Below are 26,074 nucleotides of genomic sequence, written 5' to 3'. Positions count from 1 at the left end.
GTATTGTTATAATAATAAAATCACAATGGTGAATAAAACTGATGAAAAGGTGTGTGGATGAGATGGATTTAACTAAAATTTCTAGTCCATCCTTTTTAAAAGACTTAAATAAAAAGCAACTAGAGGCACTAGCTGTAGATATTCGTGCCTTTTTAATCGAAAAATGTTCCGCGACAGGTGGTCATATTGGACCGAATCTTGGCGTTGTCGAATTGACGATTGCATTGCATAAAGCTTTTAATAGTCCAAAGGATAAATTTTTATGGGATGTTGGACATCAAGCATATGTTCATAAAATTTTAACAGGTCGTGCGGATCAATTTGATACGTTACGTCAATTTAAAGGGCTGTGCGGTTTTCCGAAATTAGTGGAAAGTGAACACGATATGTGGGAAACAGGGCACAGCTCAACTTCTTTATCGGCTGCTATGGGTATGGCAGCTGCTCGTGATATTAAGGGCGACAAAAACTTTGTTGTACCAGTTATTGGTGATGGTGCATTAACTGGCGGTATGGCATTAGAAGCGCTCAATCATATTGGTCACGAAAAGACGAATATGATTGTTATTTTAAATGACAACGAAATGTCAATCGCACCAAATGTAGGCGCACTTCATGATGTGTTAGGTCGTTTACGTACAGCGAAGGAATATTCACGTGCAAAAGAAGATTTAGAGGCATTAATGCTTAGAATTCCAGTTGTTGGTGATAAATTAGCAGCAACAGCAGAACGTGTAAAAGATAGTTTGAAATATTTAGTCGTATCGGGTGTCTTTTTCGAAGAACTGGGCTTCAAATACTTAGGTCCAATTGATGGTCATGATTTTGAAGCATTAGAAAGAACATTAGAATACGCGAAAAAAGTAAAAGGTCCCGTGATCGTTCATGTAATTACGAAAAAAGGGAAAGGCTACAAACCAGCTGAGGAAGATACAATTGGTACTTGGCATGGTACAGGCCCTTACAAAATGGAAACTGGTGCTTTCGTTAAGTCAGCAACAAAAGGTCCAGCTTGGAGTAGCTTAGTAGCGGAGTCTGTTCGTAAATGCATGAAAGAAGACGAACGCATTGTGACAATTACACCAGCAATGCCTGTTGGTTCGAAATTAGAAGGCATTCAAAAGGATTTCCCAAATCGTTTCTTTGATGTGGGAATTGCTGAGCAACATGCAACAACGATGTCTGCAGGTCTTGCCACACAAAAAATGAAGCCGTTTTTAGCAATTTATTCAACATTCCTACAACGTGCTTATGATCAAGTGTTACATGATATTGCACGTCCAAATTTAAATGTATTCATCGGTATCGACCGTGCAGGATTAGTTGGCGCGGATGGCGAAACGCATCAAGGCGTATTTGATGTTTCGTTCTTACGTCATATTCCAAATATCGTATTAATGATGCCAAAAGATGAAAACGAAGGCCAACATATGGTCAAAACGGCGCTAGAGTACAACGATGGTCCAATCGCATTACGTTACCCACGTGGTAATGGTTTAGGTGTTGAAATGGATGCCGAAATGAAGGTTCTTCCAATCGGTTCATGGGAAGTGTTACGCGAAGGCAGTGACGCAGTTATTTTAACATTTGGTACAATGATTCCGTTAGCGTTAAAAGCAGCGGACAAGCTAGCAGAGCAAGATGTTCAAGTACGCGTTGTCAATGCTCGCTTCATCAAACCAATGGACGAAAATATGCTTCATGACATTATGAAAGCCAACTTACCAATTTTAACTATTGAAGAAACAATGCTTCAAGGTGGATTTGGTAGTGCTGTACTTGAATTCGCCTTTGATAACAAGTACCGCAATGTTCAATTAGATAGAATGGGTATTCCAGATGAATTTATTGAACATGGTGATGTGGATCGTCTACTGGAAGAAATCCATGTAACGGCAGAAGAAGCAGTGAAGCGTCTTGAACTGCTAGTGCCGAAAAAACAGTCAGGTAGGGTTTAATACAGTATGACAACAAAGCAACCAAAAGAACGAGTTGACATTTTATTAGTAGAACGTGGACTTTGTGAAACACGAGAAAGAGCAAAACGCTCCATTATGGCGGGTCTTGTATTTTCTAATGAAATTCGCATTGACAAACCGGGCGAGAAGATTTCGATTGATGCGCCGCTACAAGTAAAAGGCTCAGATATAAAATATGTATCTCGTGGCGGATTAAAACTTGAGAAAGCTTTAGCTATTTTCGATATGTCCGTAGATGGAAAATTAATGCTGGATATCGGTTCTTCAACTGGTGGATTTACAGACTGTGCGCTACAAAATGGCGCACGTCACTGTTATGCGCTGGATGTTGGCTCAAATCAATTAGCATGGAAAATCCGTTCAGACGAGCGTGTAACGGTAATGGAAAAAACCAATTTCCGTTATACGAAGCCAGAAGATTTAGGGGAAGGCTTACCAGAGTTTGCGACAATCGATGTGTCGTTCATTTCATTAGCATTGATTTTACCGGTATTAAAAACGGTATTAATTCCTGGTGGTGACGTGATGGCACTTGTGAAGCCGCAATTCGAAGCTGGACGTGAAAATGTCGGCAAAAAAGGGATTGTCCGTGAACCGAAAATCCATTTAGCAGTTTTAGAAGAAACGGCAAAAATGGCGACAGAAGTTGGATTCATCGTCAAAGATGCTTCGTTCTCTCCAATCACAGGTGGCGAAGGGAATATCGAGTTTTTATTCCATTTATATAATCCACGTGACGGGGAAGAAGTTACGGCATTCACTGATTTTGATTCAATTGTAAAAGAAGCGCATGCGCAATTAAAATAGTAAAGGAGGCAAATTCTATACGTAGAGTTTGCCTTTTTTATTTTATTAATAATCTTTCAGTTGTTGATAAATTGGCATTTTGAACATATGTACGGTTTTTTTCTTGTATTTCCTTTATGCAAATGGTAGTGTAAATATACATACATTGTTACAAAAATTAATGAGGTGACCTGAATGAATAAAGGACAACGCCATATTCGCATTCGCGATATTATTACAAATAATGAAATTGAAACACAAGATGATTTAGTTGATCAATTAAAAAATGCAGGCTATAACGTCACACAAGCAACCGTGTCTCGTGACATAAAAGAATTACATTTAGTAAAAGTACCACTACAGGATGGTCGCTATAAGTATAGTTTACCAGCAGACCAACGTTTTAATCCGATTCAAAAGCTTCACCGTTCATTATCAGATGCGTTTGTTTCAATTGACGGGGCATCACACTTTTTAGTAATGAAAACACTACCAGGTAACGCCAATGCGATTGGTTCACTTTTGGATCATTTAGATTGGACGGAAGTATTAGGGACAATTTGCGGAGATGACACAATTTTAATTATGTGCCGCACAGAAGATGACCGTGAAGAGATTAAAAATCGTTTACTAGATATGCTATAAACCGAGGTGGAAAGGTTTGTTAAGAGAATTAAGCATTCGAAACTTTGCAATTATTGATGATTTAACAGTGGGCTTTGTTGATGGCTTAACAGTACTAACAGGTGAGACAGGTGCTGGTAAGTCGATTATCATTGATGCGGTTAATATTTTGGCAGGTGGCCGTGGCTCAACGGAATTTATTCGACATGGTGAGAAGAAAGCTGAGCTAGGTGGCTTATTCCAAGTAAATAATGAACAACATCCTATTTACTTGAAGCTAGAAGAGCACGGGATTGAAGTTGAGGAAGGTACGATTATTTTACGTCGTGATTTACATGATTCTGGTAAAAGTATTTGTCGTGTGAATGGCAAACTTGTTCCTTTATCTGTACTTCGTGAAATTGGGGGTAGCTTAATCGATATTCATGGTCAGCATGAGAACCAAGAATTAATGGATGAAAAATTCCATATTCATTTACTCGATCATTTTGCTCATCGTGAGCTACTAACAGTGAAAGCGGATTATGATGATGCATTTGAAGCATATCGTCAGTTAAAACGAGAAGTAGCTGAGTTAAGTATTGATGAACAGCGTATGGCTCAACGAATCGATTTGTATCAATTCCAAATTCAAGAGCTTGAACAAGCTGCTTTACGTGTGGATGAGGAAGAGGCATTAACCGAGGAACGTACGCGTTTAATGAATTTCCATAAAATTTTTGAACGTGCCAATATGGCCTATGATTCGATATCTGGGGATTCCAACGGGCTTGATAAAATTGGGAATGCGATGCGTGCTTTAGAGGACATCATCGAGCTCGACCCAATTTTCAAAGAACCATCAGAAGCGGTCACGTCAAGCTTTTATGCACTACAAGATGCCGCTTATCAAATTAAAAATACCTTAGATGATTTAGAATATGATGAAGAACGTTTAAATGAAGTTGAACAACGTCTAGCCCTTTATCAAACAATGAAGCGCAAGTACGGTACAACGGTTGAAGAAATTTTAGCGTATTTTGACAAGATTGAAGAAGAATTATCTCAACTCCTTAATCGCGATGAAACAATGCATAATAATGAGCAAATGTTAGCAAAAATGGAAGCAAATTTAGATAAGCTTTCCGCTCAACTAACAGTAATTCGTAAAGAAAATGCATTAAAATTAAGTGAAGCGATTATGAATGAATTACGTTTTTTACATATGGAAAAAGCGCAGTTCATCGTCAACTTTGATAAACTTAATCATTTTGATGCAAACGGGAAAGACGGAGTGGCGTTTTATATTTCAACAAATGTCGGCGAGCCACCAAAATCGTTACCAAAAGTGGCATCTGGTGGGGAACTATCTCGTATGATGTTAGCGCTTAAAACCATTTTTTCTACTTCCAATGGGATTACATCCATTATTTTTGATGAAGTGGATACGGGCGTTAGCGGACGTGTCGCACAAGCGATTGCGGAAAAAATTGCAGCCATTTCCATTAATTCTCAAGTATTATGTATTTCGCATTTACCTCAAGTGGCAGCGATGGCCGATCACCAATATTACATTAAAAAGCAAGTCGAGCATGATCGTACCTTTACGACAATTACTGAAATGCAAGAACAGGAACGTATCGAAGAAATTAGTCGTATGATGAGTGGTGCGGAAATAACAGAGCTGACATTACAACATGCATCTGAACTCATTCAGATGGCGAGTGAACGTAAGACAGCATTAATTAAATAATTAATTTTGGCTGTTCCTGATGTACTCAAATTAGGAACAGCCTTTTTTATCCTAATAAAGAAAGTGTTTAAATGCTCAAATATTTCCGTTCATAACTCGCCTTTTTTTTCACATAGTAAGCAAGAAGGAGGTGAAATATGAAACGGAAAATTTCGGTTGTTTTGCTGTTTTTGCTTGTTTTGTTACCGTTACAAAGCTTTGCAAAGGAATTAATTCCAATGGGAAATTCCATCGGTGTACAATTACAAATGCCGTATGTTTTTGTGTCGCATGATGTTCTTTTACAGTCAGGTGAATGGTTGAAACAAGGCGAACGCGTTACGAAAGTAAACGATAAAAAGGTGACCAATGTAGAAATGCTGCTAAATCAAGATTCAGCAGTAAAGTTAACTATTGATAATGCAGGGAAAACAAGAAATTTGACGATTACAAATGAGCAGCTAGTCCATTTAAAGCCGTTTTTAAAAAGCGAAACGGATGGTATTGGGACTTTAACATTTATCGATCCTGAGACAATGGAATACGGAGCGCTCGGTCATCAAATTGTTGATATGGTACTAAAACAGCCGCCAAATTTCACAGATGGTGCGATATACGAGGCATCCATTTCACAAGTGAAAAAAAGCGTTCCTGGACAACCAGGATACAAAATTTCAATTGTTGATCATTCGTTAATTCCTCTTGGATCTGTGATGTCAAACGATGTATACGGTATTTTTGGTAATTGGCAACAATCGTTACATCAAAGTTTGCATCAACCGCTTGAAATTATACATGCAGGTCAATTAAAAAAGGGGAAAGCGGAGATGTTAACAAGTATTGATGGTGGGGATGTGGAATCCTTTACAATTGATATTGGCGAAACAGATGGAAATCAATTTACGTTTCATGTAACCGATAAACGATTAATCGAAAAAACAGGAGGCATCATTCAAGGGATGAGTGGCAGCCCAATTATACAAAATAATCAATTCGTAGGAGCGGTAACTCACATGTTTGTTGAAGAACCGACAAAAGGTGCGGGAATCCTTATAATCGAAATGCTAAAAAAAACCCCAAATTAAGAACTTTTTGACTATACTTTGAATAAAAGTATAGTCATTTCCTACTTTTTTTATTAAAATAGTACATAACGATAATTCGACAAATTGTAGACCCATAAATTTCTATGTCGATTTGAATAGAAAATATAATACTAGATGCTCATTTTTGGTTGTTTAAGAGGAATTTTTGAAATGCTGTCGAAATTTCATAAAGGTTAGAGCAATTAAATGAGATACTGGACAAATTCAATATTGCACAATCCGTAGCAAAATGTTGAAATGAGTAACAATAAATCACCAGTACATCTAATTACAAAAATTAAAGGGGGATTTTGTTTGACGAAAGTGAAAATTGCGATTGTTGACGATAATCGTGAACTTGTGAAAACAATGGAAGCATTTTTTCAAAACCATCAACAAATCGAAGTTGTAGCAACTGCATCAAACGGAAAAATGTGTATTAAAATGTTAGAAGAGCATACGGTAGACGTCCTATTGCTAGACATTATAATGCCTCATTTAGATGGACTAGCTGTATTAGAAGCGATGCATAAAGAAGATCGTCAACTAAATACGCAGGTCATCATGCTTACTGCTTTTGGACAAGAAGATGTCATGAAGCAAGCTGTCAATTTTGGTGCATCTTATTTTATGTTAAAGCCCTTTGAATTTGAGCAACTAGTTCAAAAAATCCTCCACTGCGCTGGACAAAGAGTTGAATCGGACAAGCGACACTCGATTTTGGAACCAAAAGGTGCTGCTAAACTTGATCAACGACAATTAGATTCGACGATTACATCCATTATTAAAGAAATTGGTGTGCCTGCACATATTAAAGGCTATTCATACTTAAGAGAAGCGATTCAAATGGTCTATTATGACATCGAATTATTAGGTTCTGTAACGAAGATTTTATATCCTGAAATCGCCAAAAAATTCAACACAACCTCTTCTCGTGTCGAACGTGCCATCCGCCATGCCATCGAAGTCGCATGGAATCGTGGTAGCTATGAAAATATTTCAGAGATTTTCGGTTACACAGTGCACCACATGAAGTCAAAACCAACGAATTCTGAATTCATTGCCATGATTGCCGACAAGATTCGCATTGAGATGGTCGCGAGTTAAATATTGGTATGACTGAGTTTGTAGCGGACAGGCTGGCGGAGAATGCCCGGTAAACTTATTATAAATAACGATTATATAACGAAATTAATAGCGCCTTCTAAGACAGTTTATTACGACTGTTTTGGGAGGCGTATTTTTTATGGCGTTAAGTCCGTTTTTAATCGAAATTGACCGCTACATGCTTGATTGTAGCGCAAAGGGATTATCGAAAAAGACGATGAGTTCGTATGAACAGACGTTGAAACTATTTGCAAGATACCTAGAAGATAATTTCAGTATAATCGACGTTAATAACGTCACAGGAGAGCATGTACGCGCTTATATTCGTTCGATTGAAGAAAGGGGCAAGTTCCAAGTAAGCGCTGCTGAGACTCCCGTTAACTACCCAGAACGACGAGGCGATTATGGTAAGCCAGTGAGTAAGACGACTATCGCAAACTATGTCCGAAATATTAAAGCGTTTTTCTCGCATCTGTATACGGAGCATACGATTCGTAAAAATCCGTTGAAAGATTTAAAGAACGTAAAGCCGGAGCGCAAAATTAAAATCATGCTTGAGGATAACGAATTAAAACAGTTTTTCCGTTCTTTTGACGTAACTAAATTCGATCAATACCGTGATTGGATTATCGCTCGTATTATCTTTGATACTGGCGCAAGAATAGGCGAATTATTGGAGGTTGTGCCTGCGGATATAGATTTACGTAGTAATGCGATTCTATTACGCAAAACAAAATCGGGTAAACAGCGCTTTGTTTACTATTCTCAAAAGACGCGCAATCACCTTAAATCGTGGGTTACGTACAAGGATCGTTATATGGATAGTCCGTACGTGTTCCCGACAAATCGAGGTACAAAGCATCGTTTGGAAGGCGTAGAGCGTTCATTCAGACTTCGTAGTCGAGACGTTGGATTGCAAGTTACTCCTCATTTACTTCGAAATAACTTTGCAAAAAGATATTTAATTAATGGTGGGGACCTTGCGACATTATCACGATTATTAGGGCATGCGAGTGTAGAAATAACCGCACAAATTTACTTAGATTTTGCGGATAAAGAGGTTATGCAGAAGTATCGACAGCATAGTCCACTTGAAAATTTAGATATTTAATCATAGAAAAAAGCCGCTAGTTGTTGACGCAACTAACGACATCTTAAAACTTAATATCTACGCTAAAGATTGCCTGACAGCATATAGCGTTATTAGGGTTCATTATATCGAAAAAAATTCGATGATGCAACTCCTATTAAACGCACACTTTTTTAGCAGTAGCGTCGCCAGGTTGCCCAATAACTCGACGTAAAATAAAACTGGTCAGCGCAGTCCGTCGCAATGCAACCTACGGAATATATCGCACAAATAGCCTTCCCGTTGGCTAGCGATGAATAGCGAGCACAGCTTTATGGTGCGGTAGGTTTATCGGCTCATTACGGTGAGGGTAACTACGATCGCGCGCTTTTATGCGCACACATAGGACGATAATTATGTGAGATTGCAGCGGAAGAAATTCCGATACGAACGGGACAACGAGAAACCTCGGACGTCACATGACGCTAGGAAATTGCGTATTTGCTTTATGTCGCTTAACGAATTTATTTTTGTTACGCGATATAAGGTAACTACGTTCAGCCGATGTTCCTGGAGCGTGCGCCATTCTGCTAGTTTGAGGGTGCAATTGTCAATGGAAATAGTTTATAAATTAATGTTTTAGTGAATATATAAATAAAAGCCACTCTACCCACTAGAGTGACTTGTGAATTATTTTTTTACTTTATCTGAATCGACATAAAAACAAAATGCCTTTTTTCCACAATCTTTAGCATAAATGCGCTTACCTTTGACTGTGATGTATGGTCTACAAATTTTTACTTTATTATTCTTATTTTCATTTTTCATAATAACGCCTCTTTTCAGGAATTTTTCCTTGTAGAGGGTGTACCAACTTTGATATAATAATTAACGTATAAATTAATTTTATTAGCGGATCCTCGCTTTGCAGAGCGAATGGGTAAGAAACGCTAAAAATCTTATTAAGCTGGTTGACCTCTACAAGAGAGGCGATTAGCTTTTTTTATTTTTTGATTATCGTAAGTGGCTATTGAACTCATTCCTTTCATACGTCATGTATTATTTTGAGAGTATGTAAGCTTATTAATAATGTAAACTACTTTATATTGTTTGTCAAGTTACAATATTATGAAAGTTGAAAAATGATTATAATTTACTATTTCAAGAATCTCTTAAATCTTTTTTAAACATATATAATACTTATATACCCATAAATTTGAAATTTATAACACAATATATTGTGTTCGATTGTTCATTAATGGTGTTATTGTATACGAGGTGAAATGTAATAGGAGTTAGTTAAATATATGGGTTAATTCCTAAGAGGGATTATACGGCATAGTTTTAAAATTATCAAAATTATTGATTAAATAAAAATGAAATAAAAGGCACAAAAAGTTATAATAGCGCCTTTTTTAAAATGAAAAGAATTTTTCAGATTCAATGATAATATTATAAGAATTGCTATAATTAAATAGAAATCTTTGGAGGCGATTAAAATTAGAAAAAAATTAATCTTTATACTTACTTTAATTTTTATGTGCTGTTTGTTTATAATGGTTAGGGACGTTGACTTTTCAGGTAATATTGAGAAAACTTTTGCTAGCTTTATACAAGTATTTATCGCAAATCATAAATACCTTTTATATAGTTTGGTTGGAGTGATTGCATCAGGGGCTATTTTAGCTTGTTTACTAGTAGAAAAACTTGAAGAATATTATAAAGAAAGAAATTATAAAAATTATAAATATGTTGGTAAAATATCTACTATACTTATTATTATATACATAATAGCACTCATAACTACATCGGGAAGCAATATTGGACCTATGTTATTTGGAGGAGTATTAACATTTTGGGTAGCTGCATTACAGGAAAATGAAAAAGAGTAAATTATACATATAACTGCGGAGAGGCAAGCGCACAAAGATAAGCGGAGGCTACGATTGACCCTCCGCTTTTTCTTTGCGTTAAAATCCGCTATGCGCCCAATACGTACCAGCTATCGCAGTTAAATCGTCCACATGCGTAGCCTTCGCAGCACGCGCAATAGCATCGCCTTCAAAGCGTAATTCCATCAAGCGCATATCTCCGTCTTTCCACCGCACATCTACGCCTTTTATTCCTGGCATGTTCGCAATTTCTTTTACCGTCTCACGCACCGCCAATAAGAACTGCTTACGCGAGGAATTAGCGGACACGGGAATAGGCTCGTCTACTGCGATCATTGCGACATTAATTCCGTCTACATACGTTACCGATTTTACCGCAGCGTCTCCGAAAGCCTTGCGAGCAGCCTTCGCTATTTTCTGTTCGTCAGTCAGCGATTCTACTGCGACTTGCTCCGCCTTTACTTTAGCGCGCTTGGCTGCGTCCTCTTTTTCGCGTTCTTGGTAGCGGATAACATCGCGCTCCATTTCCTCCGCAGCTTTTACCGCCTCACGCTCCGCTTGTTTTTCGGGTGAGTCCGTCATTATTGCGATTGATACCGCTAATACTCCGACTACTAGGCACGTTAATAGCGCCAATTTTACGATCTTTTTCATGCGTATGACCTCCTTTTATGTAATTATTTTACATTAATACTATCTAAAATTAATATAAATAACAATATAAAAGAACGCACAACCGTTAGGCTATGCGTTCTTGTCGTTATTAAATACAATATCGTACGGATTTCCACCGGACATAATTTCACTTTCCGGTAAGAACGATAACAGTTGAGTTATATCAGTAATATTCATTGCTGCTGCTATCTTTTCTAACGTAGGAATATGCAGTCTTTCAACATTACCTCGACAAAGTTGGCTAATCGTTGCTTGTCGAACACCGCTCATTTCTGCTAATTGTTGCTGCGTTAACCCTCGTTCTTTCATTCGAGCCTTTAAATGAAAAATTATATGAATTGGATCATGTGGATCGACTTCGTTGTTATTAAATAAAGCTTTTAAAGCATCTTCTCCGTTAATGTAATTACTCATGTCTTTCACCTCGAAAAAATAATATCATACTTTTATACGTTTATGCGAATAAAATGTTGACTTCGAATTTAATTAAGGTTATTATACTCTTAGGCGTATAAGTAACGCGTATTTTTTTACCCCAATTATACTCGTAAACGTATAAAAGTATATTGAGAGGTGAGTAAGTGAAGCAGTTAGTATCAAAAGCAACGGAAAAGCAGTATGTAAAGGCGTGGTTAAAGTTACTTACAGAAGTAGCTCAAGTACCCAGGCGCATTATCAAAGAGGGAGACGGTTATTTTTTCGATGAAGGTTCAGCAGACATTAGACCGTATTTTTACGGCTCAATCAGTTTCGGATTAGTGGTTTTATTATTTTGCTATTTAACGGTAAGTGGGTGAGAGCGCCGTTACACAGTTACACGGTTACGCAGTTATGCGCTAATGTCGTCGGGGGAGAAGTTTACATCGAAAGGGGATAGCGTTGGATTATCTTAAAATAGTAAATTATCGAGGGTACGAAGTGAACGTGAAGCGTCCAGCGAAGAAGCAACGTGCTGATAAAAAACATACGGTTAAGGCATTATTGTCGGAGCGAGAAAAGCAGTTATTGAACGTCGTTATGTATCAACAGGGCTACGATAAAGTCGTTGAATTCGTTACAGATGCAATCGCAAATGGGTTACACCTGGCGATTACAAAGGACGACATGATCGCAGCTAAACGATATTTACGTGATATTGAAGGAATTCAAGTAAACGGCCGACTCAACGCGGAATTATACGAGCAGTTTCGTTTACTCCAATTAAAGGCGAATCTAAATCAACGCCAGCTAATGCTTGTCCTCATTAAAAAGGCGGTCGAAATGGCAGGTTATCTATGGAAATAGAAAGGGAGAGGAAATTATGAATACATTAGAATGTTCACGCAAAATTATTAAAATTACAGACGATGTTACGTTGGTTATCAACCACGATCAAGGTATGAGAGATTCGGGAATCTTACGTTTTGCTAACAACGACTACGAGATTGAATTTGATTTCACAGAATCTACACGCCAAATTTTTAGCGACATTACAAACATGAGCGCACTTGAATTATTGAATGTACTAGCGCAGAAAGCAGAATAAGAAGGCTATCGAGTTGCTTACGGCTTTATCACAATAACGGGAGGAATGTAATATGTGTCAGTATCATTCGAAATTTACAGAGTTTGTTGATGGTTTACGAGAACAACGCTCGGCATTAAATAAACAACAATCACTATTAGATAAAAAAATTAGTAACTTATATCACGACTTAGAAGGCATTGAGCCTGCGGAAGAATTTGCGCTTAGTTTTGTTAAGCAGTTACATGGCACACTTAAAAAGCGTCGAGTAATCAAAGACGAGATTGCTCGCTTAGATGCCGTATTACGTCCAGTAATGGACATAACGGAGAATGTAGAGGAAGCAGTTAAGAGTCGTAAACGCCACAGTAAACGTTGGCAGCACGATTTTAAAATGACGATGACATTAGAAGAAGTAATTTCCGAGAATTAGACGAAGGTGATCGCGCCAACGGTCATCGAATTGCTAAGACTGCGCCAACAGTTGAAGCACTATACCGAGTACGCGTCGATGTTCATATGGCATTTCCATCGAGCAATCGGCGTTCAGTTAAACTTAGGAGGGAATCGTATGAACAACGTAAACACAGTCGCTATCCATTCGCCAAAGGCCGCAGGGTTAATTGTCAAGCGAGGTCAAACGGAATTAAAGACGGAGCCTAATCGCAACCGTCCCGACCGTCTCGTCTTTATATTCGAGCAATCCGATTTAGTGTCGGAAGTATTGAACGAGGTTAGGCGCTGCGGACGGCCTCAACCGCTTTACACTTCCGCAAAATAAAAAGTGCAAAACGGTACTTAGAAACCGCGTTATATCAGCGTTTGTAAGGTGTCGTCCTTAAAGGGAGTATATATAAAAGTGCAAGTAATTGGCGACATTCTTTTTGTCGACAATAGGCGAATTTATGAGCCGTATCTTTTGATTTTATCTCTTATACACTTTGCGCAATATAAAAGTGCAAGAGTTTAATTCTATGTACCTTATATTCTCGTTAATGCAATTATGTTCTAATATATAACAATATTCTGTTTGTACTCTTAAAGGGAGTATATATAAAAGTGCAAAGACTAAGGAACGTTCGCAAGCTCACATTCCTATTTTGCTAGCGCAAAATGACATCGATAATATATCACATTCGCTAATAAATATCGCAATAATCGGTGAGGTGGTAATCATCGTATATTCTAAAAAATCGGAGGTACTCAATTATGACGAAAGAAGTAATGGTAATCGATAGCATTATGGGCGCAGGCAAGACGACATATGCGATTGATAAAATTAATTTGGCGAGTCCGTTAGAACGTTTCATCTATATTACGCCATTTTTATCGGAAATCGAGCGTGTTATTGATGCGGTAGATAGTCGCGTATTTGTACAGCCATCTACTAATGTAACTGGCGGGAGTAAATTGACATCGCTAAAGCAGCTTATATCGGAAGGACGCGATATTGCAGCGACACACGCGCTCTTTGAAATGGCAGACGATGAGCTTCGCGATTTACTTCGTGAAAATAACTACACGTTAATACTCGATGAAGTAATCAGTGTTATTGATAATGCGAAAGTATCTCACGCAGATATGCGTCTGCTACTTGACCGCGGATTTATTAAAATCGTTAATCATCGCGTAGTATGGAAGGCTAGTGAGGCGGAGTATGACCACGGTGTACACGATCATATTAAATTACAGGCACAAGCAGGAACGCTTTATTATATGCGCGACAAGTTTCTAATCTATGCATTCCCACCGTCAATCTTTGAAACGTTCACAGACGTCTATGTCCTCACGTATCTATTTGACGCTCAACTTATGAAATATTACTTCGACTTATACGAAATTCCGTATGAAATAAAGGCGGTACGTGACGGTCAATTGGTCGAATATGATAAGCACAAAGAAAACCGCGAGGCTCTCCGCTCATTAATTAATCTTTACGACGGTCCTCACAATCGTCATGGTGACGTACCAACAGCATTCAGCGTTCGTTGGCTAGGCAAACGCAGCGACGAGGAAATTGAAGGAATTCAAGCGAGTATTTATGCGTATGTTCGAGGCGTAGCAAAGGCGAAGGCTGGTGATGTCTTATGGACGACAGTTAAAAAGCACCAATCGGATTTAAAAGGAAAAGGATATGCAAAAGGATTTTTAGCGTGTAATGCTCGCGCCACAAACGAATACGCAGACCGATCAACACTAATTTACGCATATAACCGTTTCATGCATCCGAATGAGCGCGCGTTCTTTGAATGTCACGGAATCGGCGTAAGTCAAGAAAAGTTAGCGGTATCTGATTTATTACAGTGGATATGGCGCTCACGCATTCGCAATGGTAAGGCAATCAATTTGTATATGCCTTCGTCCCGTATGCGCTATCTATTAGATGCATGGTCAAAGTACGAGATTTAAGTTTTAACTATTCAGCCTCGAAAACAATTCGGAAGGGGAAATGGTAATGACTATTCCAAAAATTAAGCAAGGCGAAGTATTAAAAGTAACAGCGTTTAAGAATCCAGGCTCCGGTGCTATCGAATTCGCTCGTCGTTACATCGGACCAGGACACGATTATGAGGAAATGCTTGAAATTATGTCGGCGGTAATCGACGGACATTTTGCCGAGATACATGATAAGAAGGTCAAACGTTGTCAATGTTGCGGTTTCTATTATCGTGACAAAACAAAGAATAATAGTGGTACAACATGCTCGCGCGAGTGTAAAGCGATAAAAGATTCGGTGTTAAAGACGTACGCTCGTCGCGTCAGAGCAGAGGAGAAAGGAACAACCCGCAAATCGTACAAAGATGGTCGTTATTACGGCGGAGAATATTCGTTTTGGTGTAATGAGCAAGCGATGTTTGAATATGACCGTAAGCGCAGTGTTTATACTCACGGGAATGATTTCGAAGAAGTAGTCGCTGCGGCTCAAAGACGATTAAACATGGGTGGCAAAAAACGTATTACAACCGATTTCAATTTATACGAGGACGATTGGAGCACCGCTAAATATAAACCATCGATGGAATTTTATGGAGACACTAAAGCAACGGGCGGTAGTGTGACAATTATTAAACGTTCTCGCGAAGAAATTGAAGCAGATTTATTAGGGCGTTATGGTGAAAAGCACCTTTTAAAAATGCGTAAAAGAGCATTAGATCATACAAAAATAATTAATCGAATTTAGGTGCGGACATGCCGGCTAATAGTGAGGAACGGGTGTTCTAAGCATCGACATTTATTTTTGATTAAATAGCGTAAATTTCACTAAAAAACGAAAGGAGAATGGATATGGATTTCAGCGATTACCTACGACAAACAAGGTATTTTTACGGATTAACATTAGAAGAATTAGGACGACGTATTGGTTATTCAATCGGACACATTAATGATATTGAAAATAAACGTAAGATAGCAACAGAAAAATTTAAAGCAACGGTTAGACGTGAATTTCCTCGGAATGACGCGTTTGACCGTTTTTTAATTGAAGCGAAAGGGAGCGTGTAATTTATGGCAGCAGAATTATGGCGACAGTCCGAAAACAGTTTCACGCTTTACCTCGATACCAAGCACGTGCGAGAAGTCAGCAACATTAAACGTTCTCGCGATTGGGACGTTACCGCAACGTATCAAAAAGGCGGACAGGTAGTCGGTTTACAATGGCGAGTACCCGAGTCGGACTATCGTGCTGCTAAGCGCATTGAAAAACGAGTCAACGCTAATGTACATGAAATCGAAGAATCACCGCATTTAAGCGCCGAGAGTGTCGGGTAGGAACAAACACCTTACCCACTTCACTATCGACGCTAGAATCGAGCGGAATGGCGAGTTTATGTTCATATATGTATAGAAAAATAGAGGGGGCAATTTAAATGACAGATGAACCAAAGTTGTTCACGCAGGAAGAAGTAACGGAAATCGTCCAACGGCGACTTGCCCGAGTACACATGCAGTATGATCGCCCGCCCACGAAGAAAGTAGCGCATCAAGCGTTGATGGAAGTGGCGGAATTAGCGATTCAACTCGCTAGGGAGGTGAAAGAATGACAGATGAAACACTAGCACCAACTGACGCAGTTTCAACGGAAGAATCGGCGGAGGTTATTGAGCCGTCGGAACAACCGATTGAGACAGAAATTTCAGCGGACGAGTTGACAACATTACGCGAGCAAGCCGAAGAATTAAAGGAGATACAGGCACAGTTAGCTGCGGAAAAGCGTAAAGAGGAAATCTTACAGCGAGCAGCGGCGGAAGAAATTAAAGGTATGGACAAGATTTACGATTTCTTAGATCCATCATTCCTTACGGACGAGAAGTTACCCGAAATTTTTGCAGCAGTAAACGCGCATCTTCACCCACGACAGCTACCTATCGGAATAACAATGAACAGAGGCAGTGGACAGCCGCAAGAGAGGTCAACTACCTTCTTACTGGCAGAGGCAGCAGAAAAGGCGCGCACTTCGGGACGCATTGAAGATTTAACAGCTTACAGTAAATTAAGACGCACTTTAAAAAAATAACAAACAAAAACCAGGAGGTCATTTAAATGACAAACACACAGACAATGTATTCAGCGGATTTAGTAGGGAAAAAGGAATCGGTAGTAGATGAAATTTTATTACTTAACCCAAATCAAACGCCATTAATCAATTTGTTAGGTTTTAGCAAGCCAACGACTAATACAATTCACGCATGGTACGAGGATGAGATGTTTCCTACGAAAGCGAAAACAACGGCGGTTGCAGATGCAGCAACGACGGATTTAAAAGTTGACGACGTTGAGCCATTCACGGTGGATTCAGTAGCGCAGATTGACGAGGAGCTAGTGTTAGTTACCGCAATTAACGCAGGTACGAAAACACTAACAGTTGTACGTGGCTACACAGGCACAACAGCCGCAGCAATCACAAAAGGCGTAGATATTGAGTTCTTATTCACAAAAGGTGCAGAAGGCATGGAGGCTCGTAAGGCACGCGTTAAACCTCGTACACGCCAGGATAACAATACGCAGATTTTCATGGAATCGGTATCGGTAACAGGAACGGCACAAGCGGTCGACCAATACGGTATTCAAGACTTATACGACCATGAGCGTGTGAAGAAACAATTAGAGCTGGCGTTACAGCTTGAGAAAGCATTAATCAACGGTATCAAGTACGACGATGGTTCTGTACGACAAATGGCGGGTATGCGTCAGTTTATCAAAACGAACGTGACGGATGCAGCAGGCGCTAAAGTCGGGTTAGATATGCTACGCGATATGGCGCAGTCAGTGTTTAAAAATGGCGGGCTATCTTCGGGTGGTCAATACGTATTCATCGTATCGGCGAATCAGAAGGTCGCAATTTCCGACTTACAAGGCGACAAGCTGCGTTTAGTTCAATCAGAAACGGCACGTGGTCAAGTCGTTGATAAAGTTGTAACGGACTTCGGGACGTTCTCTATCGTTATGGATGATAACGTAAAAGACAACGAGATTTTCTTCATTGATCCAGCGCGAATTGCGATTCGTCCGCTAAAAGGTCGTGAGTTTGGTCACGTTGAGACTGCGATTACTGGCGATACGAAAGGCGGATTCGTAGTCGGTGAATACACGCTTGAGTTCTTGCAAGAGAAAGCTCACGCACGCATTAAGAACTTAGGATAATTTTACCGAGAGGCTACCGTTTAATTACGTAGCTTCTCTTTTTATTACGGAGTGCGGAAACACTCCACCAAACCTTTGAGCGCGAGCGTGCGCTTTTTGTTCGTGGAAACACGGACACCGCCTTACCTACGATTAGGCGTGTGATTGTTTTATATGGCGTGAGGGCTTGTCACCTTTGCGTCAATCCTCTTAAATCCCTTGCGTACCGCAGATACGTTTAGGGGTTGTTTTAAGTTTGGCGAGATTTTCGCAATTAGGGAGTGTTGTATGCCGTCAAAAGCTGCGACACTCCCTCTTTTTTTGTATTTAAAACTAAGTGAATCGGAAGGAATGGTTCGAATGGATAGAAACACTCAAAGCGCTTTAATCCGTCAATCCGCAACAATGGCATCTTACGCAATTGAAATGCCATCAACGGTTGATATGACGTGTACGAAGCGTGATTTAAAAGGCTATCAAGCGAGTTTGACGCTAATAAAAGGAAACGATTTAGAACCGTTTGCTAAACAGGCGATTGTATTCGTCAATGCGACGTTGAAATACATTCGTTATCGCACGGAGAAGAATCTAATTGAGGCACGTAAGCAACGCGATTCCCTCGCTCAAATGATGACGGACGCCCTCGCAGAAATGGGAGGAATATAACGTATGGCAATAGATTTAGTAGCTACGCTCCGTCTCAAAGATGAAATGTCCGGCAGTCTAAAGAAACTAGCCGGAGCAGCAACCGTAGGATTCGCAGCAATTGGCGGAGCAGCAGTCGCAGCAACAGCTAAATTCGCCTCAATTGACGGGGAACTACGTCGTACCGCTTCATTATCCGGTGCTACGAGCGAGGAGTTTAAATTACTGACGCAAGCAGCTACCGAGATGGGCAGCAATTCAACTAAGTCAATGTTAGAAATTTCACAAAGCATGAGTGAGATAGCAGCAAACGGCATGAACGCGAATGAAGTAATGTCCGCTATGCCAGGTATTATCGCAGCATCCGAGGCGTCTGGCGAATCGTTAGCAGTTGCGGCAGAGACCGTATCGAGCGCACTTAACATATGGTCGATGGAAGCAGAGGAATCTGCTCACGTTGCCGACGTACTAGCAATGGCAGCAAACGTATCAGCGGCAGGTATTGACGATATGGGTTATGCATTTAAGTACGCCGGGGCGCCTGCAGCCGCATTAGGAGTATCACTCGAAGAAACAGCAGCCGCAATTGCTGCGATTACAAATAATGGTATCGACGGGAGTACAGCTGGAACTGCGCTACGTGCATCTTTACTGGCTCTTAACAACCCAGCGAAGGCACAGGCGAAGATTATGGATCAACTCGGTTTTAGCGTTACTGACGCAGAAGGCAATTTTAAATCGTTATCCGGAATGATTGGCGATATACAGAAAGCTACGGAAGGAATGACTGAGGCTGATAAGGTAGCCACGTTAGGCAAACTTGTAGGAACCGAGGCGGTAAGTGGTTTCTTAGCACTCGTCAAAGCCGGACCGGCAGAACTAGCTAAGATGACTGATGCGCTCCGAGATTCCGATGGATTAGCCGAGCAGACGGCTAACGATATGAATCAAGGTGTAGGCGCAATGATAAAAGGCATCAAGTCGCAATTCGAGGCGTTCGCGTTCCAGGTTGGACAAGCGTTAGAGCCAGTTTCAACGCGAGTATTAGAAATGGTTAAGGGTATTGACTTCGCGCCAATTGTAACGGGTGCAACGGAACTAGCGGAGAAGTTAGTAAATGTATTCGAAGCGGTGGTAAATAACTGGCCGCAAATTGTAGAAACGATTAAAACGACTACTACGATTGTAATTGGTGCAGGCGTTGCATTTGCTACGTTTAAAGGCATTATGGCAGGTATGACGATTATCGGTACAATTAACGCTTTAATGGCTGCGTATCGTACAGGAACACTCGTTGCGACAGCGGCTCAAATGGGATTAAATACAGCGATGTTATTAAGTCCGATTACGTGGATTGTTGCGGGTATCGCTTTATTAGTCGGAGCAGGCGTTGCGTTAGCTTTAAAATGGCGACAAACCGCAGGCTCATGGAGCGAAGTATGGCGTGATATTCAAAAAGGGGCAGCAGTCGCAGTAAACGGTGTTATCGGATTAATCAACGGATTAATTAAAACGATCAATCTGATTCCAGGCGTTAATATTCCGATTATGGCGAAAGTCGACTGGGGCAAAGATACTTCGTTTAATACGGAATCGGTCGTAGCCAAAGGTACTGGTGGAGCAATGATAATGGGGTATTACCACGGATTAGATAACGTGGAATATGACAACAAGGTCGTTAAAGTTCACCGTGGCGAGGCAATTCTTCCGGCCCAAGAAGCACAACAATGGCGTGAAGGTAAGTCTAGCGGTGGTACTTCTGCTCCGATTATTAACATTGCGAAAATGGAAGTACGCAAAGATTCCGATATTAAGGAAGTTGCGTACGAATTAGCTAGATTAATCGAGAAAGAGGCGATGCAATATGCGTAATTCCTCATTTAGACCACAACTTCCGAGAGAAGGTGACGGAGTGTCTCGCTTAATCGGAACGATGCAAGCAATCGGTTATAACGAAGGCGGCGATATTAAGCGAGCAGTAGTCACAAGCGAATATCCGGATTTTAAAATTAGGATAGACGGTGAAACAGTCGAAACTCCAGCCGAAGGTATCATATGCAACCCGGACTTATTTCAGCGTACAGAAACCGTCAAAATTAACGGAGTAGAGGCTACGATTGAATATCCGAATAGGCTAGTGCCAGGAGCGAGAGTGTACGTCTTTGATCCCGAGCATAATCAGCTAGTGTACGTATTAACGATGGCAGAGTAAAACAATGGGGTGAGTGACGTCTTTTTGACGCTACTTGCCTTTTTATATTAACGGAAGGAAGGCGATTGAATGAGACGAACACTAACGATTGAGGAGTTAAGAGCAGGCATTAAACGCCTAAAAGAAGAGAAGGAACAAGCGGACATTAAGCGAGGTTATTGTAAGCTACCACCGCCAAAAGTAAGCGACGTGTGGGCGTATGAAGCTTATAAAACGCATCTACCGGAAATCAAAGAGTTTCTAGCGGATTATGCAAAGGTATTGCTAACGAGTAAACAAGTCGTAGTCATTGGTGAATCAGAAAAGCTTAAGCAATGGCGAGAACTATTTGACGTTGCGAGTTACTGCGACGACGATGTTTTAAAAGGTAAATGTGCTTTTATCTCACATGTATATCTTAAAGAAGCGGTTGAGGGTGGAGCATTTAGTAAGGTAAATAAATATGCGGAATTAGCGCAAATGATTGCGAAAACGCTGAATGATTATCCGTATAGCATTTATGAGAAAGATGCTTTTGCGGACAATTACGACGGTGGCTTCGATAAATACTACTCACAAAAACAGGAGGAATTACAAATATGGCGAGAAAACTAGACGATGTTTTAGGGGAATTAACACCGGATCAAATTAAGGCGGCGCATCTCCTATTCGAGAATGACATCGCAGAACCGAAGGCTAGACGTTCATACGGTGAACTTTCAACGGAATTAGGCGTTACAGAGCGCACGCTTTATAACTGGCGTAAACTTGATACGATGCTCGAGTACAAAGTCGTTATGACAGATATGTACACGAAAGAACATCGTGCTCGGATTATGCGTGCAGTAATGCGTGAGGCAGAGTTAGGTAACGCTTCAATGGCGAAGTTATTCATGCAGAATCAGAGCATGTTAGTAGACCGTTCGGAAATCGAAGTAAAGTCGGAGAGAGTCGATGAAGGCGAAGTTATGGCACAGTTAGAGCGTTTCAAAAGTAAGTGGTAAATAGCGATATATCAACGATTTAGCGGAGTTGGCTACGTGCTGGCTTCGCTCTTTTTTTTATGCCGATTTCTAGCGATATGGATTCCGATTGATTCCGAGAACTGACGCATTTTCAACGTAAAACATCGGCTGGAACGTCCTGGCGCGTGCTTACCTCCGAAAATAAATCGTATTCTGACAATTACCTTTATCATAACTTAACAGTTTTGACAACGATTGCTCGACGTGATAAGATAGCGATATAAACGTTATCAAAACTTATTATCAAAAGTGGAGGTGGATTTATGACTAAGTACGGATATGCTCGAGTATCAACGATTGCACAGGATTTAGAGGCGCAGATTCAAGCGTTAGAGGCGGAAGGTTGTTCGGTTATCTATCGTGAGAAGTTCACAGGAACCAAGACGGATCGCCCGATATTTAATGAGGTTATGACGCAACTATTGGAAGGTGATACGTTGGTGGTGACGAAGTTAGACCGACTGGCCCGTAATACGAAGGAAGGTATCGAGGTTATCGAGGTACTATTCGATAGAGGCGTTAAGGTACATGTATTAAATGTTGGTCTACTAGAGAATACGACTATGGGACGATTCTTCCTTACGACGTTGCTTGCAGTCGCAGAAATGGAACGTAATTTAATCATCGAAAGAACGCAAGAAGGTAAAGCAATCGCAAAGCAACGTGATGATTTCCGAGAAGGTCGTCCGAAAAAGTACGATAAGAAACGACTTGATACTGCGATGCAATTACTCGACGACAACAGTTATAAAGCGGTTGAAGCGATGACAGGAATTTCAGTTGCAACTTTAGCGCGAGAGAAAAGAAAACGTAAAGACAAAGCAATCACGAACGGTTGAGCAACGATGCTTGCCGTTCTTTTTTTGCGTTTTCCCCAAGCGCCATATCCGAGACGTGCGCATCTGACACCGGAACAATCGACATACCAAATTTGAAACAAGCCCACTATTGACGTTTACCCAGGACGGCCATGTTAACGTAAAATCAACGCAGCCTTAAAAAATCCGCTACAATTTTTTGAAACTAGTCGGATAGCCTTCGCTAGAGGCGATTCTAACGAAGTGAAATTCGGTCATGTGCATAGTTGGGCGGTTAAATCGATATAGCGCTGTTTGAGATATGTATCGTAAGGACGGTAAATACGGTCTGTATAGTATGGACGGCATGGCTAGGATTAGCGACGCAAAATTGACGCATATATAATAGTAGAAATCCGCTTCGTAAATAAGCTCGTACAACTATGAACAAACTTGAACAAACGCAGTAACGACGCGGTTTCAACGCGAAAATAATTATTGCAATTCATGTAATGTCGATGTATAGTGTGAAACAGCGCAAAAATAGTATTTACCGGTTATACGAAGAAAGGTATTTAAAATGAAAATGAATGTGAAGGAAGTAGTTAAATTTACTGGAAGATGTAAAACTGTTGTTTACGATCATATTGGAAAAATAAGATTAATGGACGAAACTTTTGCTTACGATGAAAATGGAGATACGTATTTCTCTACAGTAGAATTAGCTGCGTACAAAAAGATGCTAGAAACGATTGATATTACGCGAAGTATTTTAAAAGGTATTGTGGCTTTATTTAAGACATTAGGTAAATATGAGTATTTAAACGATAAATAATTGGTTTACAATTACGAAAATACAATGTAAAATTATCGATAAATATAAGTCGTAAAAAACTGCGAAGGCTGGCGGTAGAATGACCGCTAAACTTTCGTTGTATAATCGTTAATTATAATAAGCCCTATACCGAAAAAATACGTGCCATCCGCCATGCCATCGAAGTCGCATGGAATCGTGGTAGCTATGAAAATATTTCAGAGATTTTCGGTTACACAGTGCACCACATGAAGTCAAAACCAACGAATTCAGAATTCATTGCCATGATTGCGGACAAGATTCGCATTGAGATGGTCGCGAGTTAAAGACATTATTTTGAAAATTAGTTTAACTATTTATACAGAGGGGTAACATGACTTTAGTAAGACATTTCTTATCTTAGTTTTTACCTCCTTTCTTAGGATAATATGTGCGAAGCATAGTATTCTCATTTAAGTACCTAATATTTATTAGGTGCTCTTTTTGTGTGCCGGGCATGTCTGTCAACTAGGTGATGAAAGTTCACTGTGGGCGTCAGGATATGCGAACCACTAGCTGAAAACAAGGGTGTCCGTGGTGACGCGGAATCTGAAGGAAGTTCGAGGCAAAATCTTGGTCTGAGGAACACGAATCGCATGAGGTTGTCTCATCTGGATAAGGTTGCAAAACAAACTGAAGTCCAAAATATCCTCGGAAAGATGAGGCGATAAATGCGGCAGATGGATGAGAGGAAAGTGGGCAGACTTACCCCGGGAGATCTGATGAATAACCCATAGAGGGAACCTGTACAGCGATGTACAACTGAATCATTAGAAGTCAGCAGAAGCCATAGTACCAGTAATGGGAAGGGCTGAACGAAAGGAGTGAACGTGTATAAGGGTATTACATGCGAATGATGACACAGAACTGAAAAGTCTATCCTACAGTAAGGTACGGAATACCCCAGGAGTAGGAATAGCGTGGAATTCTGCATGTGCATTCCTTACCCACACGCGAACATATGGATGGATTAATCAACGTTATAGTAAACAGAGATAATTTGAATGATGCTTTTGAGAAAGTGCGTAAAAACAAAGGTGCAGCCGGTGTCGATGCGAAAGATATAGAGGCAACCCGCCAATACTTAAAAGAAAATAAAGTCCAAATTATCGAAGCAATTCGAGCAGGAAAATACAAACCTCAACCAGTTAGAAGGGTGGAAATCCCAAAACCTGATGGAGGAAAACGACTTCTAGGAATCCCGACGGTTACAGACCGTGTCATTCAACAAGCAGTCGTGCAAGTATTAACCCCAATACTAGACCCAAAGTTTAGTAATTTTAGTTATGGATTTCGTCCGAACAAAAGCGCTCATCAAGCAATCGAACAAGCAAGAAACTATATTGAAGAAGGCTATACGTATGTCGTAGACATAGACCTAGAGAAATTCTTTGATAAAGTTCAACATGATAAGCTGATGTCACTTATGGCGAAATATATTTTATGTAAACCAACCTTGAAATTAATAAGAAGCTTCTTAAATGCAGGAACCATGATAGATGGAACGTTTATTTACGCAAAAGAAGGAACACCACAGGGTGGACCATTAAGTCCACTATTGAGTAATGTGATTCTTCATGAACTGGATAAAGAGCTAGAGAAACGCCAACATAAATTCGTGCGCTACGCAGATGACTGCAACATTTACGTCAAAAGCGTAAAAGCGGGAGAACGAGTTAAGGAAGGCGTCACATCATTTATCGAAAAGAAACTTAAATTAAAAGTAAATGAAGAGAAATCAGCAGTGGGAAAGCCGAGAGCACGTATATTTTTGGGTGTGAGCTTCTATAAATACAGAGGTGAAATCAAGGTATACGTGCCAAAGAAATCAAAGAAGCGTTTCGAAGAAAAGCTGAAGTACATTACGAACCGTAATTACTCAATTGATATGGAATCGCGCATTCAGAAAATTAACTACTTAATTCAAGGATGGGGAAACTATTTCAAAGTTGCCGACATACAGTCTTACGCTAACAAAATAGATAGCCATATTCGAAGAAGATTAAGGGCATGTCGATGGAAAGAATGGAAAAGAACCATCTCAAAATATAGAAACCTCAAAAGATTAGGAATCAGCCATAACGATGCCTATAAAATGGCCAATACCCGCAAAGGGTACTGGCGCTCCTCGAACAATCCAATCGTCAATCGAGCATTAAACAATAAATATTGGTTAAAACTCAAGTTGAAGAACCTCGCTACAATCATAAATCCAACATAAAACTTTTGAACCGCCGTATACGGAACCGTACGTACGGTGGTGTGAGAGGTCGACTAGCCAATTAATGGCTAGTCTCCTACTCGATTGTGTGCCGGGCATGTCTGTCAACTAGGTGATGAAAGTTCACTGTGGGCGTCAGGATATGCGAACCACTAGCTGAAAACAAGGGTGTCCGTGGTGACGCGGAATCTGAAGGAAGTTCGAGGCAAAATCTTGGTCTGAGGAACACGAATCGCATGAGGTTGTCTCATCTGGATAAGGTTGCAAAACAAACTGAAGTCCAAAATATCC

Annotated in this window: 30 protein-coding genes and 1 pseudogene; 28 read left to right on the top strand and 3 right to left on the bottom strand. The window is 40.2% G+C overall.

Annotated elements, in window-relative coordinates; genetic code table 11:
• The first annotated feature begins 62 nt into the window (after window positions 1-62).
• The 7 genes from dxs to DCE79_RS11130 all read left to right on the top strand — a co-directional run bounded on the left by dxs (window position 63) and on the right by DCE79_RS11130 (window position 8,403).
• The gene (dxs, locus tag DCE79_RS11160; RefSeq protein WP_108713126.1) at window positions 63-1,958 is read left to right on the top strand and encodes a 1-deoxy-D-xylulose-5-phosphate synthase; all 1,896 of its coding nucleotides are present in this window, start codon (window positions 63-65) and stop codon (window positions 1,956-1,958) included.
• 6 nt (window positions 1,959-1,964) lie between these two features.
• The gene (locus DCE79_RS11155; protein WP_108713125.1) at window positions 1,965-2,786 is read left to right on the top strand and encodes a TlyA family RNA methyltransferase; all 822 of its coding nucleotides are present in this window, start codon (window positions 1,965-1,967) and stop codon (window positions 2,784-2,786) included.
• 174 nt (window positions 2,787-2,960) lie between these two features.
• Window positions 2,961-3,410 (top strand): transcriptional regulator AhrC/ArgR, encoded by a 450-nt coding sequence (ahrC, locus tag DCE79_RS11150; RefSeq protein WP_108713124.1) that lies wholly within the window; start codon window positions 2,961-2,963, stop codon window positions 3,408-3,410.
• A gap of 16 nt (window positions 3,411-3,426) precedes the next feature.
• Window positions 3,427-5,121, top strand: a complete 1,695-nt coding sequence (gene recN / locus DCE79_RS11145; protein WP_108713123.1) for a DNA repair protein RecN — start codon at window positions 3,427-3,429, stop codon at window positions 5,119-5,121.
• A 137-nt stretch (window positions 5,122-5,258) separates the two neighbouring features.
• Window positions 5,259-6,185, top strand: a complete 927-nt coding sequence (locus tag DCE79_RS11140) for a SpoIVB peptidase S55 domain-containing protein (protein WP_108713122.1) — start codon at window positions 5,259-5,261, stop codon at window positions 6,183-6,185.
• A 315-nt stretch (window positions 6,186-6,500) separates the two neighbouring features.
• Window positions 6,501-7,292, top strand: coding sequence for a sporulation transcription factor Spo0A (spo0A, locus tag DCE79_RS11135; protein WP_108713121.1), 792 nt, complete (start codon window positions 6,501-6,503; stop codon window positions 7,290-7,292).
• Window positions 7,293-7,431: 139 nt separating this feature from the next.
• Window positions 7,432-8,403: a tyrosine-type recombinase/integrase gene (locus DCE79_RS11130; RefSeq protein ID WP_108713120.1), complete on the top strand. Its 972-nt coding sequence runs from the start codon at window positions 7,432-7,434 to the stop codon at window positions 8,401-8,403.
• A 648-nt stretch (window positions 8,404-9,051) separates the two neighbouring features.
• Here DCE79_RS11130 and DCE79_RS18645 read toward each other — a convergent pair.
• Window positions 9,052-9,189: a hypothetical protein gene (locus DCE79_RS18645; protein WP_168214713.1), complete on the bottom strand. Its 138-nt coding sequence runs from the start codon at window positions 9,187-9,189 to the stop codon at window positions 9,052-9,054.
• Window positions 9,190-9,845: 656 nt separating this feature from the next.
• Here DCE79_RS18645 and DCE79_RS11125 point away from each other — a divergent pair.
• A complete protein-coding gene (locus tag DCE79_RS11125; protein WP_135841923.1) occupies window positions 9,846-10,253 on the top strand; it encodes a hypothetical protein in 408 nt (135 codons plus the stop codon).
• 78 nt (window positions 10,254-10,331) lie between these two features.
• Here DCE79_RS11125 and DCE79_RS11120 read toward each other — a convergent pair whose 3' ends face one another.
• Window positions 10,332-10,907 (bottom strand): hypothetical protein, encoded by a 576-nt coding sequence (locus tag DCE79_RS11120; protein ID WP_108713118.1) that lies wholly within the window; start codon window positions 10,905-10,907, stop codon window positions 10,332-10,334.
• 90 nt (window positions 10,908-10,997) lie between these two features.
• Window positions 10,998-11,342, bottom strand: a complete 345-nt coding sequence (locus tag DCE79_RS11115; protein WP_108713117.1) for a helix-turn-helix domain-containing protein — start codon at window positions 11,340-11,342, stop codon at window positions 10,998-11,000.
• Window positions 11,343-11,509: 167 nt separating this feature from the next.
• Here DCE79_RS11115 and DCE79_RS11110 point away from each other — a divergent pair, with 167 nt between their 5' ends.
• From DCE79_RS11110 to ltrA, 20 genes and pseudogenes are all read left to right on the top strand, one after another.
• Window positions 11,510-11,725 (top strand): hypothetical protein, encoded by a 216-nt coding sequence (locus DCE79_RS11110; RefSeq protein ID WP_108713116.1) that lies wholly within the window; start codon window positions 11,510-11,512, stop codon window positions 11,723-11,725.
• Between the two features lie 82 nt (window positions 11,726-11,807).
• On the top strand, window positions 11,808-12,212 hold the full coding sequence (locus DCE79_RS11105) for a hypothetical protein (protein WP_108713115.1): 405 nt from the start codon (window positions 11,808-11,810) through the stop codon (window positions 12,210-12,212).
• Window positions 12,213-12,228: 16 nt separating this feature from the next.
• On the top strand, window positions 12,229-12,453 hold the full coding sequence (locus DCE79_RS11100) for a hypothetical protein (protein WP_108713114.1): 225 nt from the start codon (window positions 12,229-12,231) through the stop codon (window positions 12,451-12,453).
• 52 nt (window positions 12,454-12,505) lie between these two features.
• A complete protein-coding gene (locus DCE79_RS11095; RefSeq protein WP_108713113.1) occupies window positions 12,506-12,865 on the top strand; it encodes a hypothetical protein in 360 nt (119 codons plus the stop codon).
• Window positions 12,866-13,641: 776 nt separating this feature from the next.
• Window positions 13,642-14,841: a hypothetical protein gene (locus tag DCE79_RS11085; protein WP_108713111.1), complete on the top strand. Its 1,200-nt coding sequence runs from the start codon at window positions 13,642-13,644 to the stop codon at window positions 14,839-14,841.
• A 46-nt stretch (window positions 14,842-14,887) separates the two neighbouring features.
• Window positions 14,888-15,613: a hypothetical protein gene (locus DCE79_RS11080; RefSeq protein WP_108713110.1), complete on the top strand. Its 726-nt coding sequence runs from the start codon at window positions 14,888-14,890 to the stop codon at window positions 15,611-15,613.
• Window positions 15,614-15,717: 104 nt separating this feature from the next.
• Window positions 15,718-15,933, top strand: coding sequence for a helix-turn-helix domain-containing protein (locus DCE79_RS11075; protein WP_108713109.1), 216 nt, complete (start codon window positions 15,718-15,720; stop codon window positions 15,931-15,933).
• Window positions 15,934-15,936: 3 nt separating this feature from the next.
• Complete coding sequence (locus DCE79_RS11070; protein WP_108713108.1) at window positions 15,937-16,200, top strand: hypothetical protein; 264 nt, start codon at window positions 15,937-15,939, stop codon at window positions 16,198-16,200.
• Between the two features lie 98 nt (window positions 16,201-16,298).
• On the top strand, window positions 16,299-16,472 hold the full coding sequence (locus DCE79_RS18520; protein WP_159083097.1) for a hypothetical protein: 174 nt from the start codon (window positions 16,299-16,301) through the stop codon (window positions 16,470-16,472).
• Window positions 16,469-16,945: a hypothetical protein gene (locus tag DCE79_RS11065; protein WP_108713107.1), complete on the top strand. Its 477-nt coding sequence runs from the start codon at window positions 16,469-16,471 to the stop codon at window positions 16,943-16,945. Before DCE79_RS18520 ends, DCE79_RS11065 begins: the two co-directional genes overlap by 4 nt.
• 26 nt (window positions 16,946-16,971) lie before the next feature.
• Window positions 16,972-18,072: an SU10 major capsid protein gene (locus DCE79_RS11060; protein WP_108713106.1), complete on the top strand. Its 1,101-nt coding sequence runs from the start codon at window positions 16,972-16,974 to the stop codon at window positions 18,070-18,072.
• 339 nt (window positions 18,073-18,411) lie between these two features.
• A complete protein-coding gene (locus tag DCE79_RS11055; RefSeq protein ID WP_135841924.1) occupies window positions 18,412-18,717 on the top strand; it encodes a hypothetical protein in 306 nt (101 codons plus the stop codon).
• A 3-nt stretch (window positions 18,718-18,720) separates the two neighbouring features.
• Entirely contained in the window at window positions 18,721-20,568 is a 1,848-nt protein-coding gene (locus DCE79_RS11050; RefSeq protein ID WP_108713104.1) for a phage tail tape measure protein, read from the top strand.
• A complete protein-coding gene (locus DCE79_RS11045) occupies window positions 20,561-20,908 on the top strand; it encodes a hypothetical protein (RefSeq protein ID WP_108713103.1) in 348 nt (115 codons plus the stop codon). The genes DCE79_RS11050 and DCE79_RS11045 overlap by 8 nt, the downstream gene beginning before the upstream one ends.
• A 69-nt stretch (window positions 20,909-20,977) precedes the next feature.
• Window positions 20,978-21,502, top strand: a complete 525-nt coding sequence (locus DCE79_RS11040) for a hypothetical protein (protein WP_108713102.1) — start codon at window positions 20,978-20,980, stop codon at window positions 21,500-21,502.
• Window positions 21,487-21,891, top strand: coding sequence for a phBC6A51 family helix-turn-helix protein (locus DCE79_RS11035; protein WP_108713101.1), 405 nt, complete (start codon window positions 21,487-21,489; stop codon window positions 21,889-21,891). Before DCE79_RS11040 ends, DCE79_RS11035 begins: the two co-directional genes overlap by 16 nt.
• Before the next feature lie 284 nt (window positions 21,892-22,175).
• On the top strand, window positions 22,176-22,751 hold the full coding sequence (locus DCE79_RS11030) for a recombinase family protein (protein WP_108713100.1): 576 nt from the start codon (window positions 22,176-22,178) through the stop codon (window positions 22,749-22,751).
• Window positions 22,752-23,301: 550 nt separating this feature from the next.
• On the top strand, window positions 23,302-23,544 hold the full coding sequence (locus DCE79_RS11025; protein WP_135841925.1) for a hypothetical protein: 243 nt from the start codon (window positions 23,302-23,304) through the stop codon (window positions 23,542-23,544).
• A gap of 137 nt (window positions 23,545-23,681) precedes the next feature.
• Window positions 23,682-23,849: pseudogene (locus DCE79_RS11020) on the top strand (sporulation initiation factor Spo0A C-terminal domain-containing protein); the annotation flags it as partial.
• Window positions 23,850-24,523: 674 nt separating this feature from the next.
• Window positions 24,524-25,783, top strand: a complete 1,260-nt coding sequence (gene ltrA / locus DCE79_RS11010; RefSeq protein ID WP_108714482.1) for a group II intron reverse transcriptase/maturase — start codon at window positions 24,524-24,526, stop codon at window positions 25,781-25,783.
• Window positions 25,784-26,074: the final 291 nt, after the last annotated feature.

Origin of the sequence: Lysinibacillus sp. 2017 (assembly GCF_003073375.1) — a bacterium.
Classification (GTDB): Bacteria; Bacillota; Bacilli; order Bacillales_A; family Planococcaceae; genus Solibacillus.
Note: the sequence above shows the minus strand (reverse complement) of the source record. Positions and strands in the feature narration are given on the sequence as shown.

Coding starts and splice junctions, on each gene's coding strand:
- dxs (WP_108713126.1), top strand. CDS start 63: ATGGATTTAACTAAAATTTCTAGTCCATCCTTTTTAAAAGACTTAAAT.
- DCE79_RS11155 (WP_108713125.1), top strand. CDS start 1,965: ATGACAACAAAGCAACCAAAAGAACGAGTTGACATTTTATTAGTAGAA.
- ahrC (WP_108713124.1), top strand. CDS start 2,961: ATGAATAAAGGACAACGCCATATTCGCATTCGCGATATTATTACAAAT.
- DCE79_RS11140 (WP_108713122.1), top strand. CDS start 5,259: ATGAAACGGAAAATTTCGGTTGTTTTGCTGTTTTTGCTTGTTTTGTTA.
- DCE79_RS11130 (WP_108713120.1), top strand. CDS start 7,432: ATGGCGTTAAGTCCGTTTTTAATCGAAATTGACCGCTACATGCTTGAT.
- DCE79_RS18645 (WP_168214713.1), bottom strand. CDS start 9,189: ATGAAAAATGAAAATAAGAATAATAAAGTAAAAATTTGTAGACCATAC.
- DCE79_RS11120 (WP_108713118.1), bottom strand. CDS start 10,907: ATGAAAAAGATCGTAAAATTGGCGCTATTAACGTGCCTAGTAGTCGGA.
- DCE79_RS11115 (WP_108713117.1), bottom strand. CDS start 11,342: ATGAGTAATTACATTAACGGAGAAGATGCTTTAAAAGCTTTATTTAAT.
- DCE79_RS11100 (WP_108713114.1), top strand. CDS start 12,229: ATGAATACATTAGAATGTTCACGCAAAATTATTAAAATTACAGACGAT.
- DCE79_RS11095 (WP_108713113.1), top strand. CDS start 12,506: ATGTGTCAGTATCATTCGAAATTTACAGAGTTTGTTGATGGTTTACGA.
- DCE79_RS11085 (WP_108713111.1), top strand. CDS start 13,642: ATGACGAAAGAAGTAATGGTAATCGATAGCATTATGGGCGCAGGCAAG.
- DCE79_RS11080 (WP_108713110.1), top strand. CDS start 14,888: ATGACTATTCCAAAAATTAAGCAAGGCGAAGTATTAAAAGTAACAGCG.
- DCE79_RS11075 (WP_108713109.1), top strand. CDS start 15,718: ATGGATTTCAGCGATTACCTACGACAAACAAGGTATTTTTACGGATTA.
- DCE79_RS11070 (WP_108713108.1), top strand. CDS start 15,937: ATGGCAGCAGAATTATGGCGACAGTCCGAAAACAGTTTCACGCTTTAC.
- DCE79_RS18520 (WP_159083097.1), top strand. CDS start 16,299: ATGACAGATGAACCAAAGTTGTTCACGCAGGAAGAAGTAACGGAAATC.
- DCE79_RS11065 (WP_108713107.1), top strand. CDS start 16,469: ATGACAGATGAAACACTAGCACCAACTGACGCAGTTTCAACGGAAGAA.
- DCE79_RS11060 (WP_108713106.1), top strand. CDS start 16,972: ATGACAAACACACAGACAATGTATTCAGCGGATTTAGTAGGGAAAAAG.
- DCE79_RS11055 (WP_135841924.1), top strand. CDS start 18,412: ATGGATAGAAACACTCAAAGCGCTTTAATCCGTCAATCCGCAACAATG.
- DCE79_RS11050 (WP_108713104.1), top strand. CDS start 18,721: ATGGCAATAGATTTAGTAGCTACGCTCCGTCTCAAAGATGAAATGTCC.
- DCE79_RS11045 (WP_108713103.1), top strand. CDS start 20,561: ATGCGTAATTCCTCATTTAGACCACAACTTCCGAGAGAAGGTGACGGA.
- DCE79_RS11040 (WP_108713102.1), top strand. CDS start 20,978: ATGAGACGAACACTAACGATTGAGGAGTTAAGAGCAGGCATTAAACGC.
- DCE79_RS11035 (WP_108713101.1), top strand. CDS start 21,487: ATGGCGAGAAAACTAGACGATGTTTTAGGGGAATTAACACCGGATCAA.
- DCE79_RS11030 (WP_108713100.1), top strand. CDS start 22,176: ATGACTAAGTACGGATATGCTCGAGTATCAACGATTGCACAGGATTTA.
- ltrA (WP_108714482.1), top strand. CDS start 24,524: ATGGATGGATTAATCAACGTTATAGTAAACAGAGATAATTTGAATGAT.